This window comes from Sphingomonas rustica, assembly GCF_039652585.1.
Lineage (GTDB): Bacteria > Pseudomonadota > Alphaproteobacteria > Sphingomonadales > Sphingomonadaceae > Sphingomonas > Sphingomonas rustica.
Map to the genome: position 1 here is coordinate 558,768 of NZ_JBDIZK010000001.1, position 25,839 is coordinate 584,606.

At 67.7% G+C, this 25,839-nt stretch carries 20 protein-coding genes; 8 read left to right on the forward strand and 12 right to left on the reverse strand.

Features of this window, described 5'->3' with window-relative positions:
* Position 1: 1 nt before the first annotated feature.
* On the reverse strand, positions 2-3,013 hold the full coding sequence (locus tag TPR58_RS02345) for a glycosyl hydrolase family 28-related protein (RefSeq protein ID WP_346244987.1): 3,012 nt from the start codon (positions 3,011-3,013) through the stop codon (positions 2-4).
* 62 nt (positions 3,014-3,075) lie between these two features.
* On the reverse strand, positions 3,076-3,306 hold the full coding sequence (locus TPR58_RS02350) for a helix-turn-helix domain-containing protein (protein ID WP_346245125.1): 231 nt from the start codon (positions 3,304-3,306) through the stop codon (positions 3,076-3,078).
* 319 nt (positions 3,307-3,625) lie between these two features.
* Between TPR58_RS02350 and TPR58_RS02355 the strand changes: the two genes are divergently transcribed.
* Positions 3,626-4,966 (forward strand): GntP family permease, encoded by a 1,341-nt coding sequence (locus tag TPR58_RS02355; RefSeq protein ID WP_346244988.1) that lies wholly within the window; start codon positions 3,626-3,628, stop codon positions 4,964-4,966.
* A gap of 40 nt (positions 4,967-5,006) precedes the next feature.
* On the forward strand, positions 5,007-5,684 hold the full coding sequence (locus tag TPR58_RS02360) for a FadR/GntR family transcriptional regulator (RefSeq protein ID WP_346244989.1): 678 nt from the start codon (positions 5,007-5,009) through the stop codon (positions 5,682-5,684).
* Positions 5,685-5,690: 6 nt separating this feature from the next.
* Here the strand turns inward: TPR58_RS02360 and TPR58_RS02365 are convergent, their stop codons facing one another.
* The gene (locus tag TPR58_RS02365; protein WP_346244990.1) at positions 5,691-6,251 is read right to left on the reverse strand and encodes a gluconokinase; all 561 of its coding nucleotides are present in this window, start codon (positions 6,249-6,251) and stop codon (positions 5,691-5,693) included.
* 129 nt (positions 6,252-6,380) lie between these two features.
* On the opposite strand from TPR58_RS02365, the gene TPR58_RS02370 reads away from it, so the two are divergent.
* The 5 genes from TPR58_RS02370 (at position 6,381) to TPR58_RS02390 (ending at position 16,015) form a co-directional block, all read left to right on the forward strand.
* Entirely contained in the window at positions 6,381-9,458 is a 3,078-nt protein-coding gene (locus TPR58_RS02370) for a glycosyl hydrolase family 28-related protein (RefSeq protein WP_346244991.1), read from the forward strand.
* Between the two features lie 128 nt (positions 9,459-9,586).
* On the forward strand, positions 9,587-12,598 hold the full coding sequence (locus TPR58_RS02375; RefSeq protein WP_346244992.1) for a TonB-dependent receptor plug domain-containing protein: 3,012 nt from the start codon (positions 9,587-9,589) through the stop codon (positions 12,596-12,598).
* A gap of 184 nt (positions 12,599-12,782) precedes the next feature.
* Entirely contained in the window at positions 12,783-13,220 is a 438-nt protein-coding gene (locus TPR58_RS02380; RefSeq protein ID WP_346244993.1) for a DUF2946 family protein, read from the forward strand.
* Positions 13,221-13,313: 93 nt separating this feature from the next.
* Positions 13,314-15,506 (forward strand): TonB-dependent receptor, encoded by a 2,193-nt coding sequence (locus tag TPR58_RS02385; protein WP_346244994.1) that lies wholly within the window; start codon positions 13,314-13,316, stop codon positions 15,504-15,506.
* 62 nt (positions 15,507-15,568) lie between these two features.
* Positions 15,569-16,015: a Fur family transcriptional regulator gene (locus TPR58_RS02390; protein WP_346244995.1), complete on the forward strand. Its 447-nt coding sequence runs from the start codon at positions 15,569-15,571 to the stop codon at positions 16,013-16,015.
* 3 nt (positions 16,016-16,018) lie between these two features.
* On the opposite strand, the gene TPR58_RS02395 is transcribed toward TPR58_RS02390, so the two are convergent.
* From TPR58_RS02395 to TPR58_RS02435, 9 genes are read right to left on the reverse strand one after another with little or no spacing between them, the layout of a single operon-like run.
* On the reverse strand, positions 16,019-17,695 hold the full coding sequence (locus TPR58_RS02395) for a GMC family oxidoreductase (RefSeq protein ID WP_346244996.1): 1,677 nt from the start codon (positions 17,693-17,695) through the stop codon (positions 16,019-16,021).
* A gap of 25 nt (positions 17,696-17,720) precedes the next feature.
* Positions 17,721-18,554 (reverse strand): sugar phosphate isomerase/epimerase family protein, encoded by an 834-nt coding sequence (locus TPR58_RS02400; RefSeq protein WP_346244997.1) that lies wholly within the window; start codon positions 18,552-18,554, stop codon positions 17,721-17,723.
* A complete protein-coding gene (locus tag TPR58_RS02405) occupies positions 18,551-19,120 on the reverse strand; it encodes a gluconate 2-dehydrogenase subunit 3 family protein (RefSeq protein ID WP_346244998.1) in 570 nt (189 codons plus the stop codon). The genes TPR58_RS02400 and TPR58_RS02405 overlap by 4 nt, the downstream gene beginning before the upstream one ends.
* Positions 19,117-19,944, reverse strand: coding sequence for a 3-keto-disaccharide hydrolase (locus TPR58_RS02410; RefSeq protein WP_346244999.1), 828 nt, complete (start codon positions 19,942-19,944; stop codon positions 19,117-19,119). The genes TPR58_RS02405 and TPR58_RS02410 overlap by 4 nt, the downstream gene beginning before the upstream one ends.
* Entirely contained in the window at positions 19,941-20,861 is a 921-nt protein-coding gene (locus tag TPR58_RS02415) for a hydroxypyruvate isomerase family protein (RefSeq protein ID WP_346245000.1), read from the reverse strand. Before TPR58_RS02415 ends, TPR58_RS02410 begins: the two co-directional genes overlap by 4 nt.
* Positions 20,862-20,874: 13 nt before the next feature.
* Positions 20,875-21,255, reverse strand: a complete 381-nt coding sequence (locus tag TPR58_RS02420; protein WP_346245001.1) for a c-type cytochrome — start codon at positions 21,253-21,255, stop codon at positions 20,875-20,877.
* On the reverse strand, positions 21,252-22,397 hold the full coding sequence (locus TPR58_RS02425) for a Gfo/Idh/MocA family protein (RefSeq protein ID WP_346245002.1): 1,146 nt from the start codon (positions 22,395-22,397) through the stop codon (positions 21,252-21,254). Before TPR58_RS02425 ends, TPR58_RS02420 begins: the two co-directional genes overlap by 4 nt.
* Positions 22,394-23,464 (reverse strand): sugar phosphate isomerase/epimerase family protein, encoded by a 1,071-nt coding sequence (locus TPR58_RS02430; RefSeq protein ID WP_346245003.1) that lies wholly within the window; start codon positions 23,462-23,464, stop codon positions 22,394-22,396. Before TPR58_RS02430 ends, TPR58_RS02425 begins: the two co-directional genes overlap by 4 nt.
* Complete coding sequence (locus TPR58_RS02435; protein ID WP_346245004.1) at positions 23,461-24,705, reverse strand: MFS transporter; 1,245 nt, start codon at positions 24,703-24,705, stop codon at positions 23,461-23,463. The genes TPR58_RS02430 and TPR58_RS02435 overlap by 4 nt, the downstream gene beginning before the upstream one ends.
* A gap of 125 nt (positions 24,706-24,830) precedes the next feature.
* Between TPR58_RS02435 and TPR58_RS02440 the strand changes: the two genes are divergently transcribed.
* Positions 24,831-25,838: a LacI family DNA-binding transcriptional regulator gene (locus TPR58_RS02440; RefSeq protein ID WP_346245005.1), complete on the forward strand. Its 1,008-nt coding sequence runs from the start codon at positions 24,831-24,833 to the stop codon at positions 25,836-25,838.
* Position 25,839 lies beyond the last annotated feature (1 nt).

Below are 25,839 nucleotides of genomic sequence, written 5' to 3' on the forward strand. Positions count from 1 at the left end.
ACTAATCCACCGCCGGTCCGGTCCGGAGCCGATAGAGGCTGTGATGCGTCAGGATGAACAGCGTCCTGCCATCGCTGCCGCCGAAGATCAGCTGGAGCGGGCGCTCCGGCACATCGATGCGTCGGACCGGCGCGCCGGCGGGATCATAGACGAAGATCTGGCCGTTCGCGACGTAGAGGCTCCCATCGGGGTGCCGCGCGACGCTCTCGCCGCCGCGGTCGGCAACCACCGTCAGGTCGGTGAGTGCGCCGCCTGCGCCGACCGTGCCGCTATAGGTGCGGTTCTCCGACCCGTTGGTCAGGACGACGCGCTCGCCGGGGCGGGCGGTGACCAGGCCATAGGCATCGAGCGTGTCAGACCAGCGCCAGCCCTGATGGTCGTCCGGACCCTGGTTCCACACCCGAAAGGCAGGCAGCACCAGCGACCCGTCGGGCGAGACATATTCGCGCGGCTTGGCCGTGCCCATGGCGCGGGTGAAGAAGTCGGCGATCGGCGGGTATTCATAGGTGGCGGGGTCGATCCGGTCGGCGAACTCGCCATTGGCCCACATGTTTCCGGGCAAGGCGGTGAGCGCACCCGCGCGGCGCCGCGCCGGCGTCGGCTCGATCACGGTGACGTCGGCGGGTGTTGCCGGATCGATGCTGTAGACCGTTGCGTCATGGCCGGCGGAGGACAACACCATCAGCCGGCCCGACTTGTCCACCGCCAGGCTGACGGGATCGAGCGGCGCATCCGCCAGGATCGATAGGCCGTCCTTCTCGGACCAGCCATGGATGCGGTGGAAGAAGCGGTCGATGAAATAGAGCTTGCCGCGCGCATCCACCGCCGCGCCGGCGATCGAATAGAAGCCGTCGGCCAGCTTCTCGATTCCCGCGGTCACCGGGACCGGGGTGCGGGTCGTGGGAACCGCGCCGATCTCGAGCCGGGCGAACTCGCGCTCGCGCACCTCCTGCCCGCCGGTCATGTCCTTGATCGCATTCTCGAACGGGTATTTGCTGGCGCGCAGATAGGTGCCGCAGCCCTTGTCGTCGCAACTGGCAAAGCCGCTCTCGCCGTTCACATGAACGTTGCGGAAGCGGATATCGCTCGAATTGTAGAGCTTTACCGCCGCGTCCATCGGCTTGATCGATCGGGTGACGCGGTAGCCGTGATAATTGGCGAACAGGATGTTGCGCGAGTTGCGGATCTCGGTCGAGACCGCGTTGACGCCGTCGCGCACTTCCTGCTCGGTCTGCGGCGCGTGGAACTCCCAGTTCTCGACATTCTCCAGGACGATCTCGACCCGGTAATGATGCTCGGCCGACAGTTCATAGACCTGGCCCGGCGTCTTGGTGTCCGAGACATAGAAGCCGGCCGAGGCGAGTGTGTTGGGCGACCAGATCGCGGCGAAGGTGCCGCCGCCGCCATCGGTGACCCAGATGCTGGGATGCTGGCCGTCGAAGCGCGCGCGCGGATCACCATAGCCGATCGGGCTGCCCTTGGTCAGCACGGTGCCGCCGCCGCCCTGGATCTTCACGTCGTTGACCATCGATGCCTCGCCCGCGCGCCACAGCAGCGCGGTGGCGCGCGGATTGACGCCGCCGGTCCACAGGCCGAGCCCGGAGACGATCGCATTGCCGCCCCTCGAACTGCGGATCATCGCCTTGGCGCTGCCGACCCCGGCATAGGCGGGGGCATTGTCGGGCAGATAGACATGGGTGAGGCTGGGGTGCAGCGCGATCAGCACCGTGTCGGGCCGCAGCGTCAGCGTATCGGTCACGCGGTATCGGCCTATCGGCAGATAGAGGACGCGGTGCGTGTCGATCGCACGCTGCAACGCCTGGGTATCGTCGGTCTCGTCGTCGCCCTTGACGCCCAGGTCGCGGACATTGACCCAGTCGCGCACCGGCGGCAGCGCGGCGATCGCCGGCTTGCGGCGCGGCGGCATGCGGGTCAGCGGGGCCATCGTCACATCGGTCGCGAAGGCGCCGGGAGCGCCCAGCCCCGGCAGCTTCAGCCCATAGGAGAAATCGGTGACGCGGTACTGCCGTCCCTGGCCGGCGACGGTGCGGCCGCTGTCGCGAAAGCGGGCGAAGACCGGCGTGTCGCGGGCAAGGGCATTGGCGAAGCCGATCTGGGTGAAGACGCTGCCCTCGTTCGAGATCAGCACGCCGGCCTTCGAGACATTCTCGAACCGGACATCCTTGCCCCACAGTGAATCCGAATAGCCGCGATCGATCTCGACCCCGACCGGCACGTCGCGGATCGCGACGTTGATCAGCGTCAGCCGCGCCTCATGCTCGCGGATCGCCGCGTCGCGCTGCCCGACGAACTCGGAATCGATCAGGGTGAACTGCCAGGCAGGCGAGGTCTTCTCGGTCAGGATGCCGTAGCGGCCGCCATAGAAGCGCAGATTCTCGCACTCGTTGCCCGCCTGGTAGATGCCGGCCAGCCCCGATCCGAGATGGAAGTCGACATGGCGCAGGAAACCGTGCTGCGCGACGCGGAACCGCACCGCGACCGCGCCTTCATTGCCATTGCCGATCTCGAAATCGACGTTCGAGAGCGCCGAATAGAAGGTGCTCGACGTCGCGTCGAAGATGTCGGGATTCGCTGGCACGCTGGTGGGCGGCGGCACCGGCACCGCGCCGACGCGGTACTGGTCCTCGCCGGTGAAGGACAGCATCGCGGCGATGCCCTTGCCATAGCCCGGCGTCGCATCGCCCAGCACGATCACCGGCCGGGTCGCGCCGAAGCCGAAGATCCGGACCGCCGAACGGACGAAGATCGTGCGGCTGATCCGGTAGCGTCCGGCCGGCAGGAAGACGACGCCGCCCTTGCCGCCGCTGGTGGTCGCCGCCACGTCGATCGCCTGTTGCAGCGCGGCGCTGTCGTCGGTCCGCCCGTCGCCCGCGCCCTTCACGACGATCGCGCGCGGATCCTCCGGACGGGTGAGATAGACCGAGGTCGAGGCGGCGGCCGCGGGAAGCGGGCACAGCAGCAGCGTCAGGACGAACACCCAGAACGGCTTCATCTTCTCTCTCCCCCGGGAGGATCTGGCATGGGCAGTCGGCGCGGATCGAGGCGCCGTTGAAATCAGGACAGCGGGTGCGCCATCGCCTCGGCCGCGATCGCGACCTGGGTGCGGTTGCGCACGTTGAGCTTGCGCATCAGCGCGGTCATGTGCGCCTTCACCGTCACCTCGGCGATGCCGAGCTCATAGGCGATCTGCTTGTTGAGCTGGCCCGAATGGACCCCGCGCATCACTTTCATCTGGGTCGGCGTCAGACGCACCGGCCGGCCGGCGATATCGATCGCCTTCCGCATCTCGGCAGAGACGGCCGCTTTCCGACCTGCTTCCTGGACAGTCACCTTCATCGATCCTCTCCCCGAGGCGCATGGCTGCATGTCGTCGGACCAGCGTAACGGCGCGGTCCCGATGTCCGCGCTCCACCTTTGGAATCGGTCGGACAGGTTTTTATATGTTCAGCATCCAGCAGCGCTGACAAGCGTTTTTTGTTGCTGCAATGTAAAAACCTGTCCTACAGATCGCTCCGATTTCAGTGCTTTCAAATAAAAGTCTAGGATTTCAGGCGAGGACAACGATGTCAGCATTGACGTATGGCAACGCCGCCCGGAGGACGACATGACCGGCGGCGACATCAGACTGATCGCGGCCGCGCTGGCCGGCATCATCCTCGCCATCGTCATGATCGTTCGCGGCAGGCTCCACCCGTTCATCGGACTGCTGTGCGGCGCCTTCGCGGTCGGCCTGCTCGCCGGACTGCCGCTCGCCGACACGGCCAAGGCGGTACAGAAGGGTGTCGGCGACATCGTCGGCGGCACCGGGCTGGTCGTGGCGCTGGGCCTGTCGCTCGGTGCGATGCTGCATCTGTCCGGCGCGGCCGCCTCGCTCGCCACCGGCGCGCTGCGACTGACCGGGCCGAAGGCAGCGCCCTGGGCGACGCTGGGCATCGCGATCGTCATCGGCCTGCCGCTGTTCTTCGAAACCGGGCTGGTGCTGTTGCTGCCGATCGTCGTCGCCGCGGCCAAGGCGATGCCCGACGAGGGCGATCGCGACGCGACCAAGCTGCGCCTGATCATGCCCGCGCTCGCCGGCCTCGGCGTCGTCCACGCGCTGGTGCCGCCGCACCCCGGCCCCCTGCTGGCAGTCGAGGCGCTGAATGCCAGCCTGGGGCTGACGATGCTATACGGCATCCTGATCGCCATCCCGATCGCGATCCTGGCCGGCCCGGTGCTCGCGAAGTTCGTCACGCCGGGGATCAAGCTGACCGAGCCGGTGATGAGCGAGACCGTCGTCGACCTGGCGCCGCCGCCGCGTGGCGTGTCGCTGTTCATCGTCCTGCTGCCGATCGTGCTGATCGCATCGGGCGAGATGGCGAAGCTGATTCCGGGCCTGAATGGGGGGGGATTACTTGCAGCTGCAAGTAATCCCGTGCTCGCGTTGCTGATCACCAACCTGCTGGCGCTGCCCTTGCTGTTCGGGCGCCGTCTGAGCGAAGCGAAGATCCAGGATGCGATCTGGTTCGAGACGATGGGCGCGGCCGGCGCGATCCTGCTCGCGATCGGGGCGGGCGGCGCGCTGAAGCAGGTGCTGGTCAGTGCCGGCCTGTCCGATCTGCTGGCGCGGCTGGTGATGATGTACTCGATCTCGCCCCTGCTGCTCGGCTGGCTGGTGGCGGTCGGCATCCGCCTGGCCGCGGGGTCGGCGACGGTGGCGACGATCACCGCGGTCGGCATCATGCCCGGCGTCGTCGCGGCGTCTGGCGCCTCGCCCGAACTGGTGGTGCTGGCGATCGGCGCAGGCTCGGTCTTCTTCAGCCATGTCAACGATCCCGGCTTCTGGCTGGTGAAGGGCTATATGGGGACCAGCACCGCGGACACGTTCCGCACCTGGTCGGTGCTGGAGACGGTGATCTCGGTCGCCGGACTCGCCTTGGTGGTGGGGCTCAGCTACATTGTCTGAGCCGCTGCCTCAGGCGCGCGGCGGGGGAAAGAGGGGCGCGATGCAGGAGGGCAGGCTCGCCGATCGCGCCTATACGGCGATCGTCGGGATCATCAACGAGGACGATCTGGAACCGGGCGACCGCCTGCCGTCCGAGGCGCGGCTGGGCGAATTGTTCGGCATGTCGCGCGCGATCGTGCGCGAGGCGCTGGTCCGGCTGGCCGCCGACGGAATCACCGAGGCGCGGCGCGGTGCCGGATCCTATGTGAAGCGCCGCCCCTCCGCGCGGCTGGGATCGCATGTGCCGATGGACGGCCTGGCGGCGACGCTGGGCACCTATGAGGTGCGCTTCGTGCTCGAGGCTGAGGCGGCCCGGCTGGCGGCGCAGCGCCGGTCGCACGAGCAGATGGAGGCGATCGATGCCGCGCTCGAGGGACTGCGCTCGGCGCTGCTGTCCAGCGCGCCGGCGCATGACGAGGACTGGCTGCTGCACCGGGCAATCGCCGAGGCGACGGGCAACAGCGCGTTCATCTCGACCTTCGACCATCTCCAGCACGACGTCATGGGCATATTGCGCGCCGGGGTCGACATCTCGCGGTCGCGGCCGCCCGAAGTGATCGGGTCGATGATGGACGAGCATGACGCGATCGTCGATGCGATCCGCGCACAGGACGGCGACGGCGCCGCGCTGGCGATGCGCTGGCACCTGTCGCAGGGCCGCAAGCGCCTGATGCCCTGAGCGACCTCAGCGGGCCAGCCGCCTCCGGGCCCAGGCGATCACCTCGCTGCCCAGCGCCTCGACCGGGCGATAGCAATGCACCACCAGCGCATTCTCGTCCGCGCCGGGCCGCTCCAGCGTCGCGAACTGGCTGTCGAGCAGGGCGGGCGCCATGTAGTGATTCGCCCGCGCCGCCAGTCGCGGTGCGATCTCGCCGTGGGCACCGTCGAGCAGCACGAACATCAGCGGCACGCCGGCAGCACGCTCCAGCCGCTCGCGATAGCTGCGCTTGAGCGCCGAGCAGGCGGCCACCGCGCTTCCGTGATCGCGCACGGCGCCGCCGATCGATGCGCCCAGCCGGTCGAGCCACGGCCAGCGATCGTCATCGTCGAGCGGCTGGCCCGATCGCATCTTCGCGACGCTTGCGCTGGAATGAAAGGCATCGCCTTCGAATGCGGGCACGGCGAGGCGCGCGGCCAGATGCTCGACCAGCGTCGACTTGCCGCAGCCGCTGACCCCCATCACGACGATCCCGTACGGCGGCGACCCCGATCTCTTGAGCTGTGCTTGCACGTCGTCCCCCGGCATTCGGCTGCCCCGCTAGATGTTCGCAGCGGACCGCTTTGGCCATTGCGACCTTTGTCGCGGTCGTCGCGGCGCCCGCGCCCGCGTATCGCGACGCTCTCGACGGTCGGGATCATCCGGGGGGCATACAGCATGATCGGCAGGACGGGCTCGCTAATCGCCGCATGGATCATCGCCGTCGCGATGCCCCTGCCGTCCGCACAGGCGCAGGGACAGCGGGCCGAGCGCCCCACCCGCTCGGCATTCGAACACATGCCGGCGGACCCCGCCGCGGTGATCGCCAAGGCAGTCGGCGACGGCGTCGCCGACGACAGCGCGGCGATCCAGCGTGCGATCGATTCGGCGGCCGCCCGGCCGGGCGGCGGGATCGTCTTCCTGCCATCGGGCCGGTACCGGATCAGCCGGACCCTCTATATGTGGCCCGGCATACGCCTGTTCGGCACCGGGCGGACGCGACCGGTCTTCCTGCTCGCGCCCTCGACCCCCGGATTCCAGCGCGGCGTCGGCAGCATGATCTTCTTCACCGGCAACCAGCCCGGCGGGGCGGCCCCCGGCCCCGGCGGTACCCCGCTGCGCGGCCCGGTGCCGGTGCCGCCGCCGACCAGCGTGCCGTTCCGCGCGGATATCGCCGACGCCAATTCGGGCACCTTCTACTCGGCGATGGCCAATGTCGATTTCGAGATCGGCGCGGGCAATCCCGCCGCGACCGCGGTCAGATTCCACACCGCGCAGCACGCCTATCTCAGCCATATCGACTTCCGCCTCGGCTCGGCCCTGGCCGGCATCTATCAGGTCGGCAATCTGGGCATGGACCTGCGCTTCTTCGGCGGCCGCTATGGCATCCTGACCGAAAAGCCGTCGCCGGCCTGGCCCTATACATTGCTCGATTCCGAGTTTGTCGGCCAGCGCGACGCCGCGATCCGCGAGCATGAGGCGGGGCTGACCCTGGTCAACACCGTGTTTCGCGACGTGCCGGTCGGGATCGAGATCGACCGCGGCTATGGCGACTGGCTGTGGGGCAAGGATGTCCGGTTCGAGAATGTCTCGCACGCCGGCGTCATCATCAGCAACGAGGGCAACAATTATACCCAGATCGGCTTCGACAATGCGGTCGCGACGGGCACGCCGGTGTTCGCGCGGTTCCGCGAGAGCGGCCGCACCGTCGCCGGGCCGGCGCCGCGCTACCGTGTCCGCGAGTTCACCTATGGCCTGACCTTGGCGGGGCTGGGTCAGACCGGCAGCTTCGCCACGCGGCTGGACGCCACCCCGCTGTCGGCACTCCCGAAGCGGCGTGCGGCAGCGATCCGGCCCTTCCCCGCCGTCTCGACCTGGACCAATGTTCGCGATCTCGGCGCAAAAGGCGACGACAGGACCGACGATACCGCGGCGATCCAGCGGGCGATCGACACGCACCGCGTGCTGTATTTCCCCGCCGGCTTCTACCGGGTCAGCGATACGCTGCGGCTGAAGCCCGACACGGTGCTGATCGGGCTGCACCCGAGCCGGACCCAGATCCTGCTGGCGGAAGACACGCCTGCCTTCCGCGGCTTCGGTGGCGCCAGGGGCCTGATCGAAAGCGCGCGGGGCGGCGACGCGATCGTCACCGGGCTGGGGCTGTACACCGGCGGGGTCAATCCGCGGGCGACCGCCTTGCTGTGGCGCGCCGGCGCGCGATCGCTGGTCGACGACGTCAAGTTTCAAGGCGGCCACGGCACCAACCTGGCCGATGGCAGCCGCTTCGATCCGTATAACGCCAATCACACCGCCGACAGCGACCCGCGCAAGCGCTGGGACGGGCAATATGCCAGCCTGTGGGTCACCGATGGCGGCGGCGGCACGTTCAACGGCCTTTGGACGCCGAACACCTATGCCCAGGCGGGCCTCTATGTGTCCGATACGAGCACGCCGGGCTTCGTCTACCAGATGTCGGCCGAACATCATCTGCGCGCCGAGATCGTGCTCGACCGCGTCCGCAACTGGGAGTTCCTGGCGCCGCAGACCGAGGAAGAAGCCGGCGAAAGCCGCAACGCGGTCGCGCTCGAGGTGCGCAATTCGAGCAACATCCTGTTCGCCAACTTCCACGGCTACCGCGTCACTCGCTCGCTTCAGCCAGCACCGGCTGCGGTCACGCTCTACGGCTCGCGCGACATCCGCTTTCGCAATGTCCATGTGAATACCGAGAGCGGATTCGCAACCTGCGACGCCAATGGCTGCGGCACCTATCTGCGTGCGAGCAAGTTTCCCTATGCCAATGCGATTCGCGACGTGACGCGCGGGCTGGAGGTGCGCGAGCGCGAATTCGCCGTGCTCGACGTGACCGATGCGCCCGCCCCGCCGGCGACCGCGCCGCTGGCGCCGGTGCAATTGCTCGCCCAGGGCTTCTACTCGATCGGCGGCGGCGCCACCGATGCGTCGGGCAAGCTGTATTTCATCGACCGCCAGTTCCACCGCATCCATGGCTGGAGCGCGCGTGACGGCCTGTCGATCGTCGCCGATGCGCCGCTCGACCCGGTGAACCTGGCGGTCGATGCCTCGGGTAACCTGCTGGTGCTGTCCTCCGACGGGCCCGAAGCCACCGTCTATTCGATCCCGCCGGACAAGCCCGCAGACGTCACGCTGATCGCGCCGACGCGCGCGACCGAACGCCGCGGCGCGCGAGTCGTCATTCCGGGCAGCTTCTGGAACAATGGCGAGTTCCGCGACCAATATGATCCTGCCACCGACCGTTTCACCACATTGGCGGAGATGTTCGCGCGCGACATGGCCGTGCCCAAGACGCGCAGCTATGTCTCGCCCGACGGCAGCCTGGCCCTCCCCGCCTTTCGGGTGTGGCAGCAAGGCCCGGCCAATCACCTGGGCTGGCGCTTCTCCGATACGCTCGACACCTATGGCTGGATCACCGGGAAGGTCGGCGAGCGGGTCTACATTGCCAACGGCTCGGAGAACCGGACCTATAGCGGCCTGTTGGGGGCCGGCGGCACGGTGACCGATCTCAAGCCCTTCGCGCCGCGCGGGGGCGAGAGCGTCGCGGTGGGTCCCGACGGGCGCGTCTATGTCGCGAACGGCCAGATCTTCATCTACGCCCCCGACGGCAGCGAGGCCGGGCGACTCGCCGTGCCCGACCGTCCGCTGCAGCTTGTCTTCGGCGGTGCCGACGGACGCACATTGTTCATCCTCACGCATCACGCGCTCTATTCGGCGCGACCCTGACACGATCCGACCGCAGCGTCTGCGACGATGGTCGTAGATGTTGAGGCCCACCGGATCGGCTAAATGATCTCGACCATGACAGACCGCCGATCGACGGCGGCATTCGAAATGATGAGAGGGGATGGAAGATGACCGTTTTTTCCGCTGATCGCCGCCTGCGGGCGCCGCTGCATGTTAGCGCTACCAGTATTGCCGCGCTTGTCGCGGTGCTCGCATTCTCGCCGGCTGCCGCCCAGACCGCGCCGTCGGCCCCGCCGCCCGCGCCCGTCCAGGATGCGCCGGTCACCGTCGACCAGAGCCAGACCACCGCGCCCGACCAGCAGGTGTCGAGCGATATCATCGTCACCGGGTCGCGCATCACGTCCAGCGGGTTCAACGCGCCGACACCGACCACGATGGTCAGCAGCGAGGACCTGCAGCAGGTCGCCGCGCCGAACATCTTCAACGCGATCACGATCCTGCCCTCGCTCCAGGGCTCGACCGGCGCCGCGACCGGCACGTTCAGCACCTCGAGCGGCCAGCAGGGCCTAAGCTCCTTCTCGCTGCGCGGCCTGGGCGCGCTGCGCACGCTGACGCTGCTCGACGGCCAGCGCGTCGTCGGCGCGAACGTGACCGGCGTTCCCGACATCAGCATGTTCCCGCAGCTGCTGGTGACCCGCGTCGATGTGGTGAACGGCGGCGCATCGGCTTCCTATGGCTCCGACGCGGTCGGCGGCGTGGTGAACTTCATCACCGACACGCGCTTCGTCGGGTTCAAGGCGAACGGCCAGCTGGGCATCACCACCTATGGCGACGACAAGCAGGCGCAGTTCCAGGCGGCATGGGGCACGGCGCTGCTCGACGACCGGCTGCACGTGATCCTGAGTGGCGAGTTCGACCATCAGGGCGGTGTGGGCGCCGGCGATTTCGGCACCGACCTGGCCGGCAGCCGCGACTGGTATCGTGCGACGACCCTGGTCAACACCGGCCAGACCAACAATGGCCGGCCGCAATTCCTGTACCGCGACTTCGCCCAGCCCTATCAATATGCGCGCTACGGCCTGATCAACAATGGCCCGCTGCAGGGCATCGCGTTCGACCAGAACGGCCAGCCCTTCAACTTCAACTATGGATCGGGCGGCGTGCCCAACGGCGCGGGCGGCGTGACCGGATGCTTCCCGGGGAACAGCTTCTGCGTCGGCGGCGACCTGTCCGGCGCGCCGGGCAGCGGCGCCTCGCTCAAGTCCGCGCTGGAACGGATCAACGGCTTCGGCCGGATCGGGTTCGACTTTGCGCAGGACAATGAAGTCTATTTCACCGTCAACGTCGCCCAGGTGACGACCAACAACCAGCCGAGCCCGGGCTATAACCGCGCCAGCCTGACGGTGCAGTGCGCCAATCCCTATCTGCCGCAGCTGGTGCGCGACCGTTGCGCGACGGCGAACATCACCTCGTTCGGCTTCGGGTCGAGCAATGCGAACTTCCCCGACCCGCACGTCTATACCGACCGGCGCCAGTATCGCTTCGTCGGCGGGCTGAAGGGCAAGTTCGACGTCGGCGGTTCGGCCTGGCGCTACGACGCCTATTACCAGCACGGCATCACCATCTCCGACATCAATGTCGAGGATATCGTGCTGCAGAACCGCTATGTCGCGGCAACCAACGCGATCACGCTGAACGGAGCGATCGTCTGCGCCGATGCGGCCGCCCGCGCCGCGGGATGCCAGCCGATCAACATCTTCGGCGGGACCCCGCCCTCGTCCGCGGCGCTGGCCTATGTCACGCCGGAGAACGGCCCATTCCAGCACACCAAGCTGACCCAGGACGTCGCCAGCGTCAATTTCTCGGGCGAGCCGCTCAACCTGTGGGCAGGTCCGCTGTCGGTCGCGTTCGGCGGCGAATATCGCCATGAATATTATCGGGTGAACGCCGACCCCTATGGCGCCGGCGTCAGCGCGATCAGCCCGAACGGCCCCGACTATCCCGCCGATCCGCTGTTGAACTCGGCGCAGGGCAGCAACTGGGCCGCCGGCAACTACAAGAACGGCACCGGCAGCTACAATGTGTACGAAGGCTATCTCGAGCTCGACGTGCCGCTGTTCAAGGGCGACGGGATCGGCCGGGCGAACCTGAACGGCGCCGCGCGCGTCACCCATTACAGCACGTCGGGCACGGTCTGGACCTGGAAGCTGGGCGGCACCTGGGACACGCCGCTGGACGGGTTCCGCCTGCGTGCGGTGACGTCGCGCGACGTGCGCGCCCCGAACCTGTCGGAGCTGTTCGCCGCGCCGACGGTGACGACTTTGCCCAACTTCAACGATCCGTTCCGCAATGTCGCGGTCCAGGCGTTCCAGAACACGGTCGGCAATCCGAACCTGAAGCCCGAATCGGCGCGGAACACCGAGATCGGCGTCGTGCTGTCGCGGCCGTCCTGGCTGCCGGGCCTCAGCCTGTCGTTCGACTATTACAATATCGAGCTGAACGGCGTGATCTCGAGCCTGTCGGCGCAGCAGATCGTCCAGTTCTGCTTCGACGGCAACCAGGCCTTCTGCGGCGGGTTCGAGCTGAACAGCCCGCAGCAGGGCGGCAATTTCATCAACGTCCAGCCGTTCAACCTGGCATCGTGGAAGACCAGCGGGTTCGACATCGAGGCGAGCTATCAATGGGTTCGACCGCTGGGCCTGCCCGGCAGCTTCACCGTCCGCGCACTGGGCACCCATGTCCGCGAATTCCTGGTCAAGGCCGGGATCGCCGGCGTCGACACGGTCGACCAGGCGGGCGCGAACAACGGCAACACGCCCGACTGGAAGTGGCTGGCGGTCCAGACCTATTCCAACGACCGCTTCTCGCTGACGCTGCAGCAGCGCTGGTTCAGCGACGGCACCTTCGGCAACCAATATGTCGTCTGCCAGACCGGATGCCCGGCATCGACCGGCAACCATCCGACGATCGACTTCAACAAGATGAAGGGCGCCTTCTATTTCGACGTGGGCGGAAGCGTGAACCTGACCGGCAACGTCACCTCGTTCTTCAAGGTCGATAATGTGTTCGACCATGATCCGGCGGCGGCACCGCAGACCAATACCGGCCTGGACGTGAACCCGGCGCTCTACGACACGCTGGGCCGGACCTATCGCGTGGGCGTCCGCATGAAGTTCTGATCCCCCGAGTTCGACTCCCCCTTGGGCTGGCGGCATGGCCGTTCCCCGATCCCGCTCCCCGGAGCCGGGCGATCGGGGAACCCCATCTCGCCAGCCCGTTTTTTTGCGTGTATTCGCGGGTCGCTGGCTGCCCGGCAAAAGAGCAGCTTGATTGAAGTGACAGTGTAACATATCAACCGCGCGAATGACCAGCAGACGGCCTTGCAACGATCCGCGCCAGCGGACCGGTGGTGACCGGCACGACAGCGCCGGACCGGCGCGGCCGCGCCTCGCCGCGCGCTGGCATGCGCTGCTGCTCGTCCTGCTGCTCTCGCTGTCGTGGCAGACCGTCGTCCTCGGCACCCACCGGCACGCGCCGGCGGGAACGAACTGGACTATGGCGGCCGACGGCAAGAAGGCCGATGCCCCCGACAGGCAGGTGCCCGCCGACCAGCCCGCCGGATGTGCGATCTGTGCCGAGCTGGCGACCGCTGGCGCCTATCTGATCCCGACCGCGGCCACGCTGGCCGCACCGGCGCGCGAACCCTTTCATTTCGCACCGTCGCGCCTGACCGCGCTTGCCCTGCCCGCGCCGAAGCGCGGCTGGCAGAGCCGCGCACCCCCGATCCGCTCCCAGGCCTGAGGACTTCCGGATTCGCAGAACGGGCACGATCACGTGCCTGAGCGCCGGAGTCCTTGTCCCGATCAAAAATCAAGGTTCCTGGAGCATCTGTTCATGCGTCATCTGTTTCTGCTGAGCGCCGCCACCGTCGCGCTCGCCCTCCCCGCCGTCGCCCATGCCGCCGGCCCCGACCCCCAGCCCGCCGACCGCACCGCGGCCGCACCCGCCGATCCCGCGCCCGACGCCCCCGCCGACGGACAGGATGCCCCGGTCGGCCGCGGCAACGAGATCATCGTCACCGGCCTGCTCAACCAGAGCGAGAAGGACGTGCTGTCCGGCACCTCGGTCCTGTCGGGCGAGGAACTGACCCGCGACCTGCGGCCCAGCATCGGCGAGACGCTGGCGCACCAGCCCGGCGTGTCCGCCACCTCGTTCGGCCCCAGCGCCTCGCGCCCCGTGCTGCGCGGCTTCCAGGGCGAGCGTATCCGCGTGCTGACCGACGGTATCGGATCGATCGACGTGTCGAACACTTCGGTCGACCATGCGGTGGTGATCAACCCCCTGCTGGCCGAGCGGGTCGAGGTGCTGCGCGGTCCCGCGTCGCTGCTCTACGGGTCGTCGGCGATCGGCGGCGTGGTCAACGTGATCGATACCCGCATTCCGCGCACCGTGCCCGAGAATGGCTATCGCCTGAATGCGATCGGCACCTATGGATCGGCAGCCAATGAGCGCTCGATCGGCGCCGCCGGCGACGTGGCGGTGACCGACAAGATCGTGCTGCACGCCGACGGATCCTATCTGAAGAGCGACGACCTCGACATCGGCGGCTATGTGCTGACGCGCCAGGCGCGCGCCCAGGCGCTGGCGGCCGCCGCCGGACCGACCACCGCCGACGATCCCGACTTCGCCGCGACGGCGGCGCTGCGCGGCACGCTGCCCAACAGCTTCGCCAAGACCTGGACCGCGGGCGTCGGCGCGTCTATCATCACCGACACGGGCAGCCTCGGCATCTCGTACAGCCACTATGACAGCTTCTACGGCGTGCCGATCCGCTATGCGCTCGCGTCGGGCGAGGAGCAGGAGGCGCCGCGCCTGAGCCTGTTGCAGAACCGGTTCGACCTGCGCGGCGAAGTGGATACCGGCGGCGGCTTCCTCGACAAGATCCGCGTCCGTGCCGGCTATGCCAATTACCGGCATTTCGAACTGGAGGAAGACGGGTCGGTCGGCACCGCCTTCTACAACAAGGGGATCGAGGGACGGCTGGAACTGGTCCAGGCCAATCGCGGCGGCTGGTCCGGCGCGTCGGGCGTCCAGTTCTTCAACCGCGACTTCAACGTCGTCGGCGACGAGGCCTTCCTGCCCAAGAACACGACCCAGCAGATCGGCTTCTTCACGCTGCAGCAGGTCGACCTGGGCGCGCTGCGCGCCGAGGGCGGACTGCGCTACGAGATCACCGACCAGGAGGCCAATCCGGTCAATGGCGACCTTCGCTTCTTTTCGGGCAAACGCAATTTCAACGCGCTGTCGGGATCGGCGGGCCTGTCCTATGCCCTGGCGGACGGCGTTCGGGTAGGCGTGAACCTGTCGCGGACCGAGCGGGCGCCGTCGGCCGAGGAACTGTTCGCGCGCGGCGGCCATGCCGGCACGCAGAGCTGGGAATTGGGCAGCCCCGATTTCGGGCTCGAGAAGTCCTGGGGCCTGGAAGGGACGCTGCACGTCCACCAGGACGCCTTCAGCCTCGATGCGTCGGCCTATTATAACTGGTTCTCCAACTATATCTCCGAGAACCAGGTCGATCCGGCAATCTGCCAGGCAGCCGCCACGCCGAGCGGCCGCGATGTCGACCTGCCCTGCTTCCAGTTCCAGCAGGCGGCGGCGCGCTATTACGGGTTCGAGGCCGATGCCTCGCTGCGCGTCGCCCGGATCGGCAGCACCACGATCAACATCGATGCGCTGGGCGACTATGTCCATGCCAACATCGTCGACCTGAGCCCCGCGCCGCGCATTCCGCCGGCGCGCGTGCTGGGCGGGATCGAGGCGCAGTCGGACCGGTTCACCGCCCGGGCCGAGGTCGAGCACGTGTTCGAGCAGGACCGGATCGCCGCATTCGAGACGCCGACCGACGATTACACGCTGGTCAACGCCTCGATCGGGTTCCGGCCGATTCCGGGCAACCAGAAGGTCTCGCTGCTGCTGAGCGCCAACAACATCTTCGACGTCGACGCGCGGCGCCATTCGAGCTTCCTGAAGGATTTCGCGCCGCTGGCCGGGCGGGACCTGCGGGCGACGATCCGGCTCGGCTTCTAGTCATCCGGACGGGAGCGGCGGCCGGTCTCCGGACCGCCGCTCCCCCGACATCGGAAGCGCGCATGATCGAGCAACGGCAGCAGGCCGAGGGTGCCCCGCGCCCGGGCGGGCGGCGTCCGCATCGTCCGGCCGGACGGCTGAACGAGATGATCCTGGCGATCATCCGGAAGGCGGCACGGCCGATCCGGGTGATCGAGATCCGATCGGCGCTGGACGCGACGGGCGAGGCGATCACGCCCAGCCTGGTGTTCCGGGCATTGGGCCAGCTTTCCGCGCGCGGCGCGATCCAGAAGGTCGAGCTGGCGCGCGGCTATGTCGCGGGCACCGGCGCGCCGCGGATCGCGCTGGTGTGCGATGCGTGCGGCGACGTCTCGCTGGTCGCGTGCGAGCCGGCATTCGCCGCGCTGGACGAACTCGCCGGCCGGCATGGACTGTCCGGCCAGCGGTTCGTCATCGAGGTGCCCGGTCGCTGCGCGATATGCGCCGCGACGGCGGGCGACGTCGCCTGAGCGTCAGGCGCGCTTGAGCTGCTTGACCGCGTGGTCGGCCGCGCGGGTGGTCAGCGCCATGAAGGTGAGCGACGGATTGACGCACGACACCGACGCCATCTGCGCACCGTCGGTGACATAGAGGTTGGAGGCGTCATGCGCCTGGCTCCAGCCGTTCAGCACCGACGAGCGCGGATCGGCGCCCATGCGCGCGCCACCCATCTCGTGGATCGCATCGCCCGGGATATGCTCGCCTTCCCAGCTGCGGACATTGGTGAGGCCGGCCTTGCGCAGCATCGCCTCGCCCTGGACCTTCGCGTCGGCCATCATCTTCAGTTCGTTCTCGCGGAAGCGGACGTCGAAGCGCATCAGCGGAACGCCGAACCGGTCGACCTTGCTGGCGTGCAGCGAGACGCTGTTGTCCTTGTAGGGCAGGCATTCGCCGAATGCGCCCATGCTGAACTTCCACGGGCCATAGTTGCGCATCGCATGCTTCATCGACGCGCCGAAGCCGACCGGGGCCGCCGGCTCGCGCCGGGCGCTACCCTGATAGCCATAGCCGCGCTTGAACCCCACGCCTTCCTCGCCGCCGATGTTGCGGAAGCGGGGAACATAGACGCCGCCGGGACGCCGGCCATATTCGATATAGTCGCTCATCCCCGGGATCTCGCCTTCCACGCCGACGCGGAAGATATGATCCATGACGTAGCGGCCGAGCGTCCCGCTGGAGTCGAAATGGCTGCGCCCGCCGCCCGGCGCGCGCGAGTTCATCAGGATCTGGGTCGATGCCATCGCCGAGGCGCACAGGAAGACGAGGTCGGCATTGACCACCTCCGCCTGGCCGGTCTTGGCATTGATGTAGCGCACGCCGGTGACGCGCTTCTTCGCCGCGTCATATTCGAGGTTCGTGACCACCGCGTCCGACTGGAGCGTCAGCCGGCCGGTAGCGCGCGCCGCCGGCAGGGTGACCGCCTGGGTCGAGAAATAGGCGCCGAACGAGCAGCCATTGCCGCACTGGTTGCGGAACTGGCACTTGGTCCGGTTCTGGTCGGGCTTGTCCTCGGTCATGTTGGACAGGCGGGTGTTGATCAGCTTGCGCCCCGGAAACTCCGATTCGAGGCGCTGCTTCAGCCACTTCTCCGCCACGTTCATCGGCATCGGCGGCTGGAATTCGCTGTCGGGCAGATAGGGCAGGTTCTCGCGCGAGCCGGAGACGCCGATATATTTCTCGACATAGCTGTACCAGGGCGCGAGGTCGTCATAGCCGATCGGCCAGGCGCCATCGATGCCTTCGCGCTTGTTGGCGTCGAAATCCTCGGGCGCCCAGCGGAAGCTCCACCGGCCCCAGATCAGCGATTTGCCGCCGACCGCGCCGGGACGGATCCAGTAGAATTTGCTGCCCTCGTCATAGGCATAGGGGTTCAGCCGGTCGTCATTGTAGAAGCCGCGGTTGCTCGGCTGGACATAGCCGAACTTGGCGATGAAATAATCGCTTTCCATCAACGGCTTGGGCATGACGTTGCGGGCCGGCACCTCATAGGCGGGCTTGCCGTCATAGGGATAGTCCTCGCCATGCTCGACCATCACGCCGCGGTCGAGCATCAGGACGCGAAGGCCCTTTTCGGTCAGTTCCTTTGCGGCAAAGCCGCCGCTCACGCCCGAGCCGATGACGATTGCGTCGAACCTGTTGGTCGCTGCCATATTCGTGTCCTCTCCCGGTGGGCAGTCAGAATTTCAGCGCGCGCAGCGTCTGGAAGCTGGTGGTGATGTCGGGAAGATAGGGCGCAGGCGCCTGGTCGTTCTCGACATAGAAGTGGCGGACGCCCGCACTCCCCTTGAGCTTGAACAGCGCCGCGAAGTCGGTCTTGCCCGCACCCACCGCAGCCATGCTGCCGTCGGCGCGCATGTCCTTGACGTGATAGGCGTAGAGGCGGCTGCCGAGCCGGTCGATCAGCGCGCCGACATTCTCGCCCGCACGCTCGGCCCAGTAGAGATCGAGTTCGATCTTCACCAGCGCCGGATCGGTCACCTTCAGGAAGCGCTCGTACAGGCTGACGCCGCCGGGCTTGAGGGTGAATTCGAAGTCGTGATTGTGATAGGCGAAGGCCAGCCCGGCCTTTTTCAGGTCGGTCGCGAAGCGGTTGAAATTGGGCAGCGCGGCTTCCCAGCCCTGCTCGGTGCGATGCGGGTCGGTCATGTAGGGCAGCACGACCGTGTCGGCGCCCAGGGTCTTGGCCATCTGGACCGACTTGTCGAACTGGCCGAGCAGCGCGTCATAGCCGATATGCACCGACGGTGCGCGCAGGCCCAGCCGGTCCATCGTCTTGCGCAGCAGGGCATGGTCCATGCCCTCATAGCCGCCACCGCCATATTCGACCTCGCGATAGCCGATCGCGGCAACCTGCTCGAGCGTCTTCACCGGATCCTTCGAGAAGAGATCGCGGATCGTGTAGAGCTGGAGCCCGATGGCCTGGAGCTTCGCGGCGAAGGCGGGACGATCGAGAAAGGCGAGGGCGGCGACGCCACCGGCGCCGGCGAGCAACATACGGCGGTTGATCATGCGCTGTAGACCTTGTTGACCTTGGAATAGGGGAAGGCGCCGTCATATTCGCCCGGCACCGGCAGATATTCGCGCTCCTGGGTCATGCCGATCTCCGACGTGTAATAGCCGGTGATCACCATCTGGCGGAACGCCTCGAAGAAGACCTTGCCCGAGGGCAGTTCGCCGTTCATCGCCAGCGTCAGCAGCGCGTCCTGCTGGTCGGGTTTGGCCTTGGCCGCGGCGACCTTGTAGTCCTGCTCGCTGCGCGCCTCGATCGCGTCGAGGCCGGCCAGGATCGGCACGCGCTCGGTCGGCGACGACCAGTCGGCAAGCAGCTTCTCGATATAGGCGGGGACGCCCGCAGCGATCGCGCCGGGCGTGTCGGTGGTCGGGATGACCCGCTCGCTCAGCGCGGTCATCAGCGCGCGCTGCGCCGTGCTGAACACGGCCGCGCTGGGCGGCCCCTCGCTGATGACGGGCACGCCCGCCGACTGGGCGACGCCGGCAGCTCGGGCGATCGGGGCGAACAGCCCCGCGCCGAACATGGCGACGACACCGGCAAGTGCAGTTCTACGGTCGATCACTTGGCCCCTCCCAGGTCCTGAGCAATTGCGGTTTCCGGCAGCGGACGCACCCAGATGTTGCGGAACGATACCGGCGAATCATGATCCTGAAGCTGAATGGGCGCGGCATCGCCATGCGCCTGGTACTTGGCGACCTGACGCCAGATGGTGGTGCCCAGCATCGCCTGGTGGTTCTGGACCAGCACGCCGTTGAGGAAGGCGGTGATGTAGGCCGGACGGACCAGCGATCCGTCGGCGGCGAAGCGGGGCCGTTCGAAGATCACGTCATAGCTTTGCCATTCGCCCGGACGGCGCGCGGCGTTGGCCAGCGGCGGCTTCCAGCCATAGACCGCGCCGACGGTGCCGTCGGCATAGGTCGGGTTCTGATAGCCGTCGAGGATCTGGATCTCGTAGCGCTGCATGAACCAGATGCCGCTGTTGCCGCGATCCTGCGAGCTCTTGGTCGGCGGATTGGGCGAGCGGAATTCAAGGTGGAGCTGGACGTCGCCGAAGCTTTGCTTCGTCACCAGATTATTGTCCTTGCCACCCACGCGCGGCGGCACGGTGAAGGCGCCATCCTTGACCGGCCATAGCCCGCCATCGGCCTTCCACGCATCGAGCGAGGTGCCGTCGAACAGCACGACCGCATCGGCCGGTGCGCCGCCCGGCTTGACCGAGGGAGTCACGACCGGCGGGGCGGGGCGATCGGAGTCGTGGACGTGCCAGGTGCCGCCCGGCAGCATCGGCGTGTCCTTGAACCCGGGCTTGTCCTGCGCGGCGGCGGGCGCCGCCATGCCCAGCAGCAGCGCGCCCGCCGCGCCCGCCAGAATGCGGATGTCCGTCATGCTTCCGCTCCCTTGTCGATCGCGCGATAGGCGGCGACCAGCCGGTCCTCGCCCGCGCGGCCCTTGACCGAATTGCCATGTTCCATGCCGATCACGCCGGTATAGCGGCGCGCGCGCAGCCATTTCACGATCGTGGCATAGTTGATCTCGCCCGATCCGGGCTCGTTGCGGCCGGGATTGTCGCCGAACTGGAGATAGGCGATCTCGCTCCAGCACGTGTCGAGCACCGGGATCAGATTCCCCGACTGGATCTGCTCGTGATAGAGATCGGCGAGGATCTTCACCGCCGGGCTGTTGGCGCCGCGCGCGACGGCATAGCCCTGGGCGATGCTCTGCATGTACACGCCGGGATGATCGGTGCGGGTGTTCAGCGGCTCCATCACCATCGCGATGCCGTGCGGAGCGATGATGTCGCCGGCGGCGCGCATCACGTCGATCACCCGCGCGGTCTGGATGTCGACCGGAACCTTTCGGTCGAGAAAGCCGGTGACCACCGTCATGCGCGTCGCGTTCAGCCGCTTGGCGACCTCAACCGAGCTGCGGATATCGGCCAGGAACGCTTCGCGGTCGGCGCCGTCGGTCGCGCCGAGCAGCGGACGCGACTGGGCCCATTTCGGCATGCTGGCGACGAAGACGCCCATCGTCATGCCGCGTGTCGACAGCGCCTTCGCCATGCGGGTCTGGTCCGCGACCGGCCGATTGCGCGCCTCGTTATCCTCCCAGGCAGTGAAGCCCTGGTCGGCGGCATAGGCGATCTGCTCGATCAGGCCGCCGCGACTGGCGAAGCTGCCCTCGTGCGGCGCGAAGCCGAGCGAGAAGCGCGCCTGGTTCGCCCCGACGCCCTGCGCGGCGGCCATGCCCGCCGCGAACGGCGCGGCCGCCCCTGCGGCCAGGACGGTGCGACGCGAGAGCGTCATGCCGCGCGCGCCATCATTTGCCGGCTTCCGACCTGAGATAGGCGATGATCGCGGCGCGCTTCGCCGGATCGGACATGCCGATCGGCATCTTCGTGCCGGGCACCTTCTTGGTCGGAGCGGCGAGGAACTGGTTCAGCGTCGCCTCGTCCCAGCGCAGCTTGGAATTCTTGAGCGCGGGCGAATAGTTGAAGCCGGGCACGGACGCCGCCTGCCGGCCGACCACGCCGTTGAGGTTGGGGCCCACGCCGTTGCGGCCGCCCTTCTGGACGGTGTGGCACGCCTTGCACGCGGCGAAGGCGGGCGGCGGCGCCGTCTGGGCGACGGTCGGCGCCGAAGACAGGACGAACACCGTCGTCCCGACCGTTCCGACCACCAGACACGCGATAAGCTTCATGACTCTACTCCGGTTACGACAGGGGTCCATTTGCGGTCGCCCGCCGAATTGGCGACCATCGCCTCGACGAAGTCCATCGTGCGCAGGCCGTCGGCAACGCCGGGAAACCAGGCGCCGTACTCGCCGCGGATCGCCGCGGCGAAACCGCGATACAGGTTGCCGAATGCCTCGACATAGCCCTCGGGATGGCCCGCGGGCGTGCGCAGCAGACGGGTCGTGCCTTCCTGCAGTCCCGGGCCGCCGGCACGGACGATCTCCGCCGGCCGATCGAGCCAGCGCAGCGTCAGCGTATTCGGCTCCATCTGCGACCATTCGAGGCCGCCCAGCTCGCCATGGACGCGAAGCTTCAGGCCATTCTCCTCGCCCGCGGCGACCTGGCTCGCCTTCAGCGTGCCGCGTGCGCCGCCGTCGAAGCGGAGCAGCGCGCTGACATCGTCGTCGAGCCGCCGGCCGGGCACATGGATGGTCAGATCGGCCGACAGCGCCTCGGCGCGCAGGCCGGAGACATGTTCGGCGAGATGGAAGGCATGGGTGCCGATATCGCCCAGGCAGCCGCCAAGCCCCGCGCGCTTGGGATCGGTGCGCCATTCGGCCTGCTTGTTGCCCTCGGTATCGATCGACCGGCTGAGCCAGCCCTGGAGATATTCGACCTGGACGAGGCGGATCGCACCGAAATCGCCGCGGGCGACGCGCGCCCGCGCCTCCTCGACCAGCGGATAGCCGCTATAGGTAAAGGCCAGCCCGAAATGACGGCCGCTTGCCTCGGCAGCCTCGGCGATGGCGCGCGCCTCCGCGCTGCTGATCGCCATCGGCTTTTCGCAAAAGACGTGGAAGCCGGCCCGCAGCGCGGCGATCGCCATCGGGGCGTGGAGATGGTTGGGCGTGACGATCGCGACCGCGTCGATCCGCTCGCCCTCGGGACGCGCCGCCTCTGCGACGAGCATCGCGTCGAAGCTGGCATAGACGCGCTGCGCATCCAGGCCGAGCCGGTCGCCGGTGCGGGCGTTCCTGCCCGCATCGGTGCTGAACGCGCCCGCGACCAGCCGCCAGTCGCCGTCGAGCGCGGCCGCCATGCGGTGGACGGCGCCGATGAACGCGCCCTCCCCGCCGCCGGCCATGCCGAGCCGAAGCGCCTGCGTCATGCCGCCGAACCCTCGGGCGACAGGCCCATCAGCTTGCGGATCGCCGCCTTGTCGACGCCGCTGGCGGCGAAATCGTCGAATGCACGCTCGGTCACGCGGATGATATGGTCGCGGATGAACGGGGCACCTTCGCGCGCGCCGTCCTCGGCCCGCTTCAGCGCGCATTCCCATTCGATGACGGCCCAGCCGGCATAGCCATATTGGGCCAGCTTGCTGAAGATTCCGACGAAATCGACCTGGCCGTCGCCGGTCGAGCGGAAGCGCCCGGCGCGGTTCACCCAGCTTTCATAGCCGCCATAGACGCCCGACCGGCCGGTCGGGTTGAACTCGGCATCCTTGACGTGGAAGCACGAGATGCGGTCGTGATAGCGATCGATGAAGTCGAGATAGTCGAGCTGCTGCAGCACATAGTGCGACGGGTCAAACAGGATGCGTGCGCGCGGATGATTGTCGACGGCGGCCAGGAACCGCTCCCACGACGCGCCGTCGTGAATGTCCTCGCCCGGATGGATCTCGAACGCACAATCGACGCCGGAGTCCTCGAACACGTCGAGGATCGGCGTCCAGCGCCGCGCCAGTTCGGCAAAGGCTTCCTCGACCAGGCCGGCGGGCCGCTGCGGCCAGGGATAGACATAGGGCCAGGCAAGCGCGCCGGAAAAGGTGGCATGCGCGTTCAGGCCGAGATTGGCGCTGGCGCGCGCGGCGAGCTTGACCTGCTCGACCGCCCAGGCCTGACGCTCGGCCGGCTTGCCGTGAAGCTCAGGCGGCGCGAAGCCGTCGAACAGCGTGTCATAGGCCGGATGCACCGCGACCAGCTGACCCTGAAGGTGCGTCGACAATTCGGTGGGCACGATCCCGAACGTGTCGAGCCGGCCGCGCAGGTCGTCGCAATAATCCTTGCTCTCGGCCGCCTGCTTCACGTCGATCAGCCGCGGGTCGCACGGGATCTGTACCCCGACATAGCCCAGGCCCGCCGCCCATTCGGCGAGATGGTCGAGCGTGTCGAACGGCGCGGTGTCGCCAAGGAACTGGGCCAGGAAGATGGCGGGGCCCTTCATCGCGGTCATGCGTCTGCCTTGCTGTTATCGCGGAAGCTGAGCTGGAAGAGGATGGCGATCACCGCCGCGGCGATCGCGGGGTACCACCACATCTGCTGCCAGTCGGCGATGCTGGGGTTGGCCGGCAGCTGCGCATAGAGATAGGCACCGATCTGCGAGCCGAGCAGCATGCCGACGCCATAGGTGAACAGCGTCAGCATGCCCTGTGCCTGGGCGTTCACGCCCTTGGGCGAGGCGATCGTGCCGGTGTAGATCGCGCCGGCGACGAAGAAGAAGTCGTAGCAGATGCCGTGCAGCGCGACGCCGACATAGATCGCCCAGATCGAGTCGCCGCCGTCGCCGATCGCGAACAGGGCATAGCGCACCGCCCAGGCAACCATGCCGACCAGCAGCAGCGGCTTCACCCCGAAGCGGCGATACAGCCAGGGCATCGAGAACATGAAGGCGAGTTCGGACATCTGGCCGATCGACATGGTGCCGCCGACATTCTCGATCCCCGCCGTGCCGATATAGGCCGAGGCATAGGCGTAATACATCGCCAGCGGGATCGAGATCAGCGTCGCGCAGGTGATGAAGATCAGGAACGAGCGGTTGCGCATCAGGCCGAACGCCTCGACGCACAGCACCTGGCGCAGGACGCTTTCGTCGCGCGGCGCATCGGGTTCGACGTTGGGCAGGGTGAAGCTGTACAGGCCGAGCGCGACCGAGACGACCGCGGCGATGGTGAAGATCTGCGGGCTGGCGGACAGGCCGGCCCAGCCGATGATCAGGCCGGCCGCGATCCAGCCGAGCGTGCCGAAGGCGCGCACGAACGGGAAGCGATCGACCCGGTCGCCGAAGCTCTTGAGCGCGATGGTGTTCGCGAGGCCCACGGTCGGCATGTAGAGGATCATGTAGCCCAGCAGCACCCAGACGAAGGTCGCACCCCGTTCGGGCGTGACCATCGCCGGCAGGGCGAACAGGATCGCGCCGCCGACCAGGTGAAGGATCACCATCAGCATCTTCGGGCTGAGATAGCGGGCCGCCGCCATGCCGAGCAGGAACGAGCCCACGATCGAGGCGATCGGCCCGACCGAGAAGGCGTTGCCGATCAGGCTGCCGATGCCGACGGTCTGCATGACCAGGCCCAGGGTGACGTTCCATGCCCCCCAGACGAAGAACTGCATGAACATTAGCGCGCTGAGACGCCCCGTGAGCATCCCCTCCGCCGGACGCGCGGATCCGGCAATTGTCCCTTCGATAGCGGCCATGCGCCAACCCTCCCCGACTGCGGCTTCCTCGCCGTTACGCGGCAACCTATGCAGCGGGTTCGGCGATGTAAAGGATTACATTCACGCCTATCGACACGGCCGGTCGCACGCGACATGAAGCGATGATGTCGACCACGATCATCGAAGTCGCCGCGGAGGCGGGCGTATCCACCGCCACCGTCTCGCGCGTGCTCAGCCAGCCCGAACGGGTCGCCGAGACCACGCGCCGCCGCGTGCTCGAGGTCGTGGATGCGCTCGGCTACCGGCCCAATGTCGCCGCGCGCAGCCTGAGGACGCTGCGCGCGGCGAAGATCCTGCTGACCGTTCCCGACATCTCCAATCCCTTCTTCGCCAGCGTGATTCGCGGCGCCGAGGAAGCGGCGCGCGACGCAGGCTATGCCGTCGTGGTCGGCGACACGCGGCATGATCCTGAGGTCGAGGATCAATATGCGGAGATGCTGTCGCGCCGCGAGGTCGACGGCCTGATCTTCCTCGGCCACCGCCTGCCCGACAGCCTGACCCCGCTGCTGGAGCGAAAGGGCAATGCGGCGCCGATCGTCAACGGATGCGAATACAGCCCGGAACTGGGCGTGCCGAGCGTGCATATCGACAATGCCGCCGCCAGCAGCGACGCGGTCGAACATCTGATCGCGCTGAACCACCGCGACATCGGCATCATCACCGGACCGCCGATCAGCCCGATCAGCCGCGACCGCCTGGCCGGGGCGATGCGGGCGGCCGAGCGGCACGGCGTCGCCGACCGGCTGCAGGTGCGTGTCGGCGACTATTCGGCCTGTTCGGCCTTCGTCCAGGCGAGCGCGCTGATCGAACGCGGCGTGACCGCGATCTTCTGCTTCAACGACGAGATGGCGCTGGGCGCGATCAGCGCGGCCAGCCAGGCGGGGCTGTCCTGTCCCGACCAGATCTCGATCGTGGGGTTCGACGACCTGCCCTTCGCCCCCTATTTCCAGCCCGCGCTGACCAGCGTCGCCCAGCCCAAGGGGCTGATCGGCCGGCGCGCGGTCGAATTGCTGGTCGGCATCCTGCGCGGCGTCGATCCGCCCGACCGCCAGGTCACGCTGGAGCACAAGCTGGTCGTGCGCAACAGCACCGGCCCGGCGCCGCTCGGCTGAC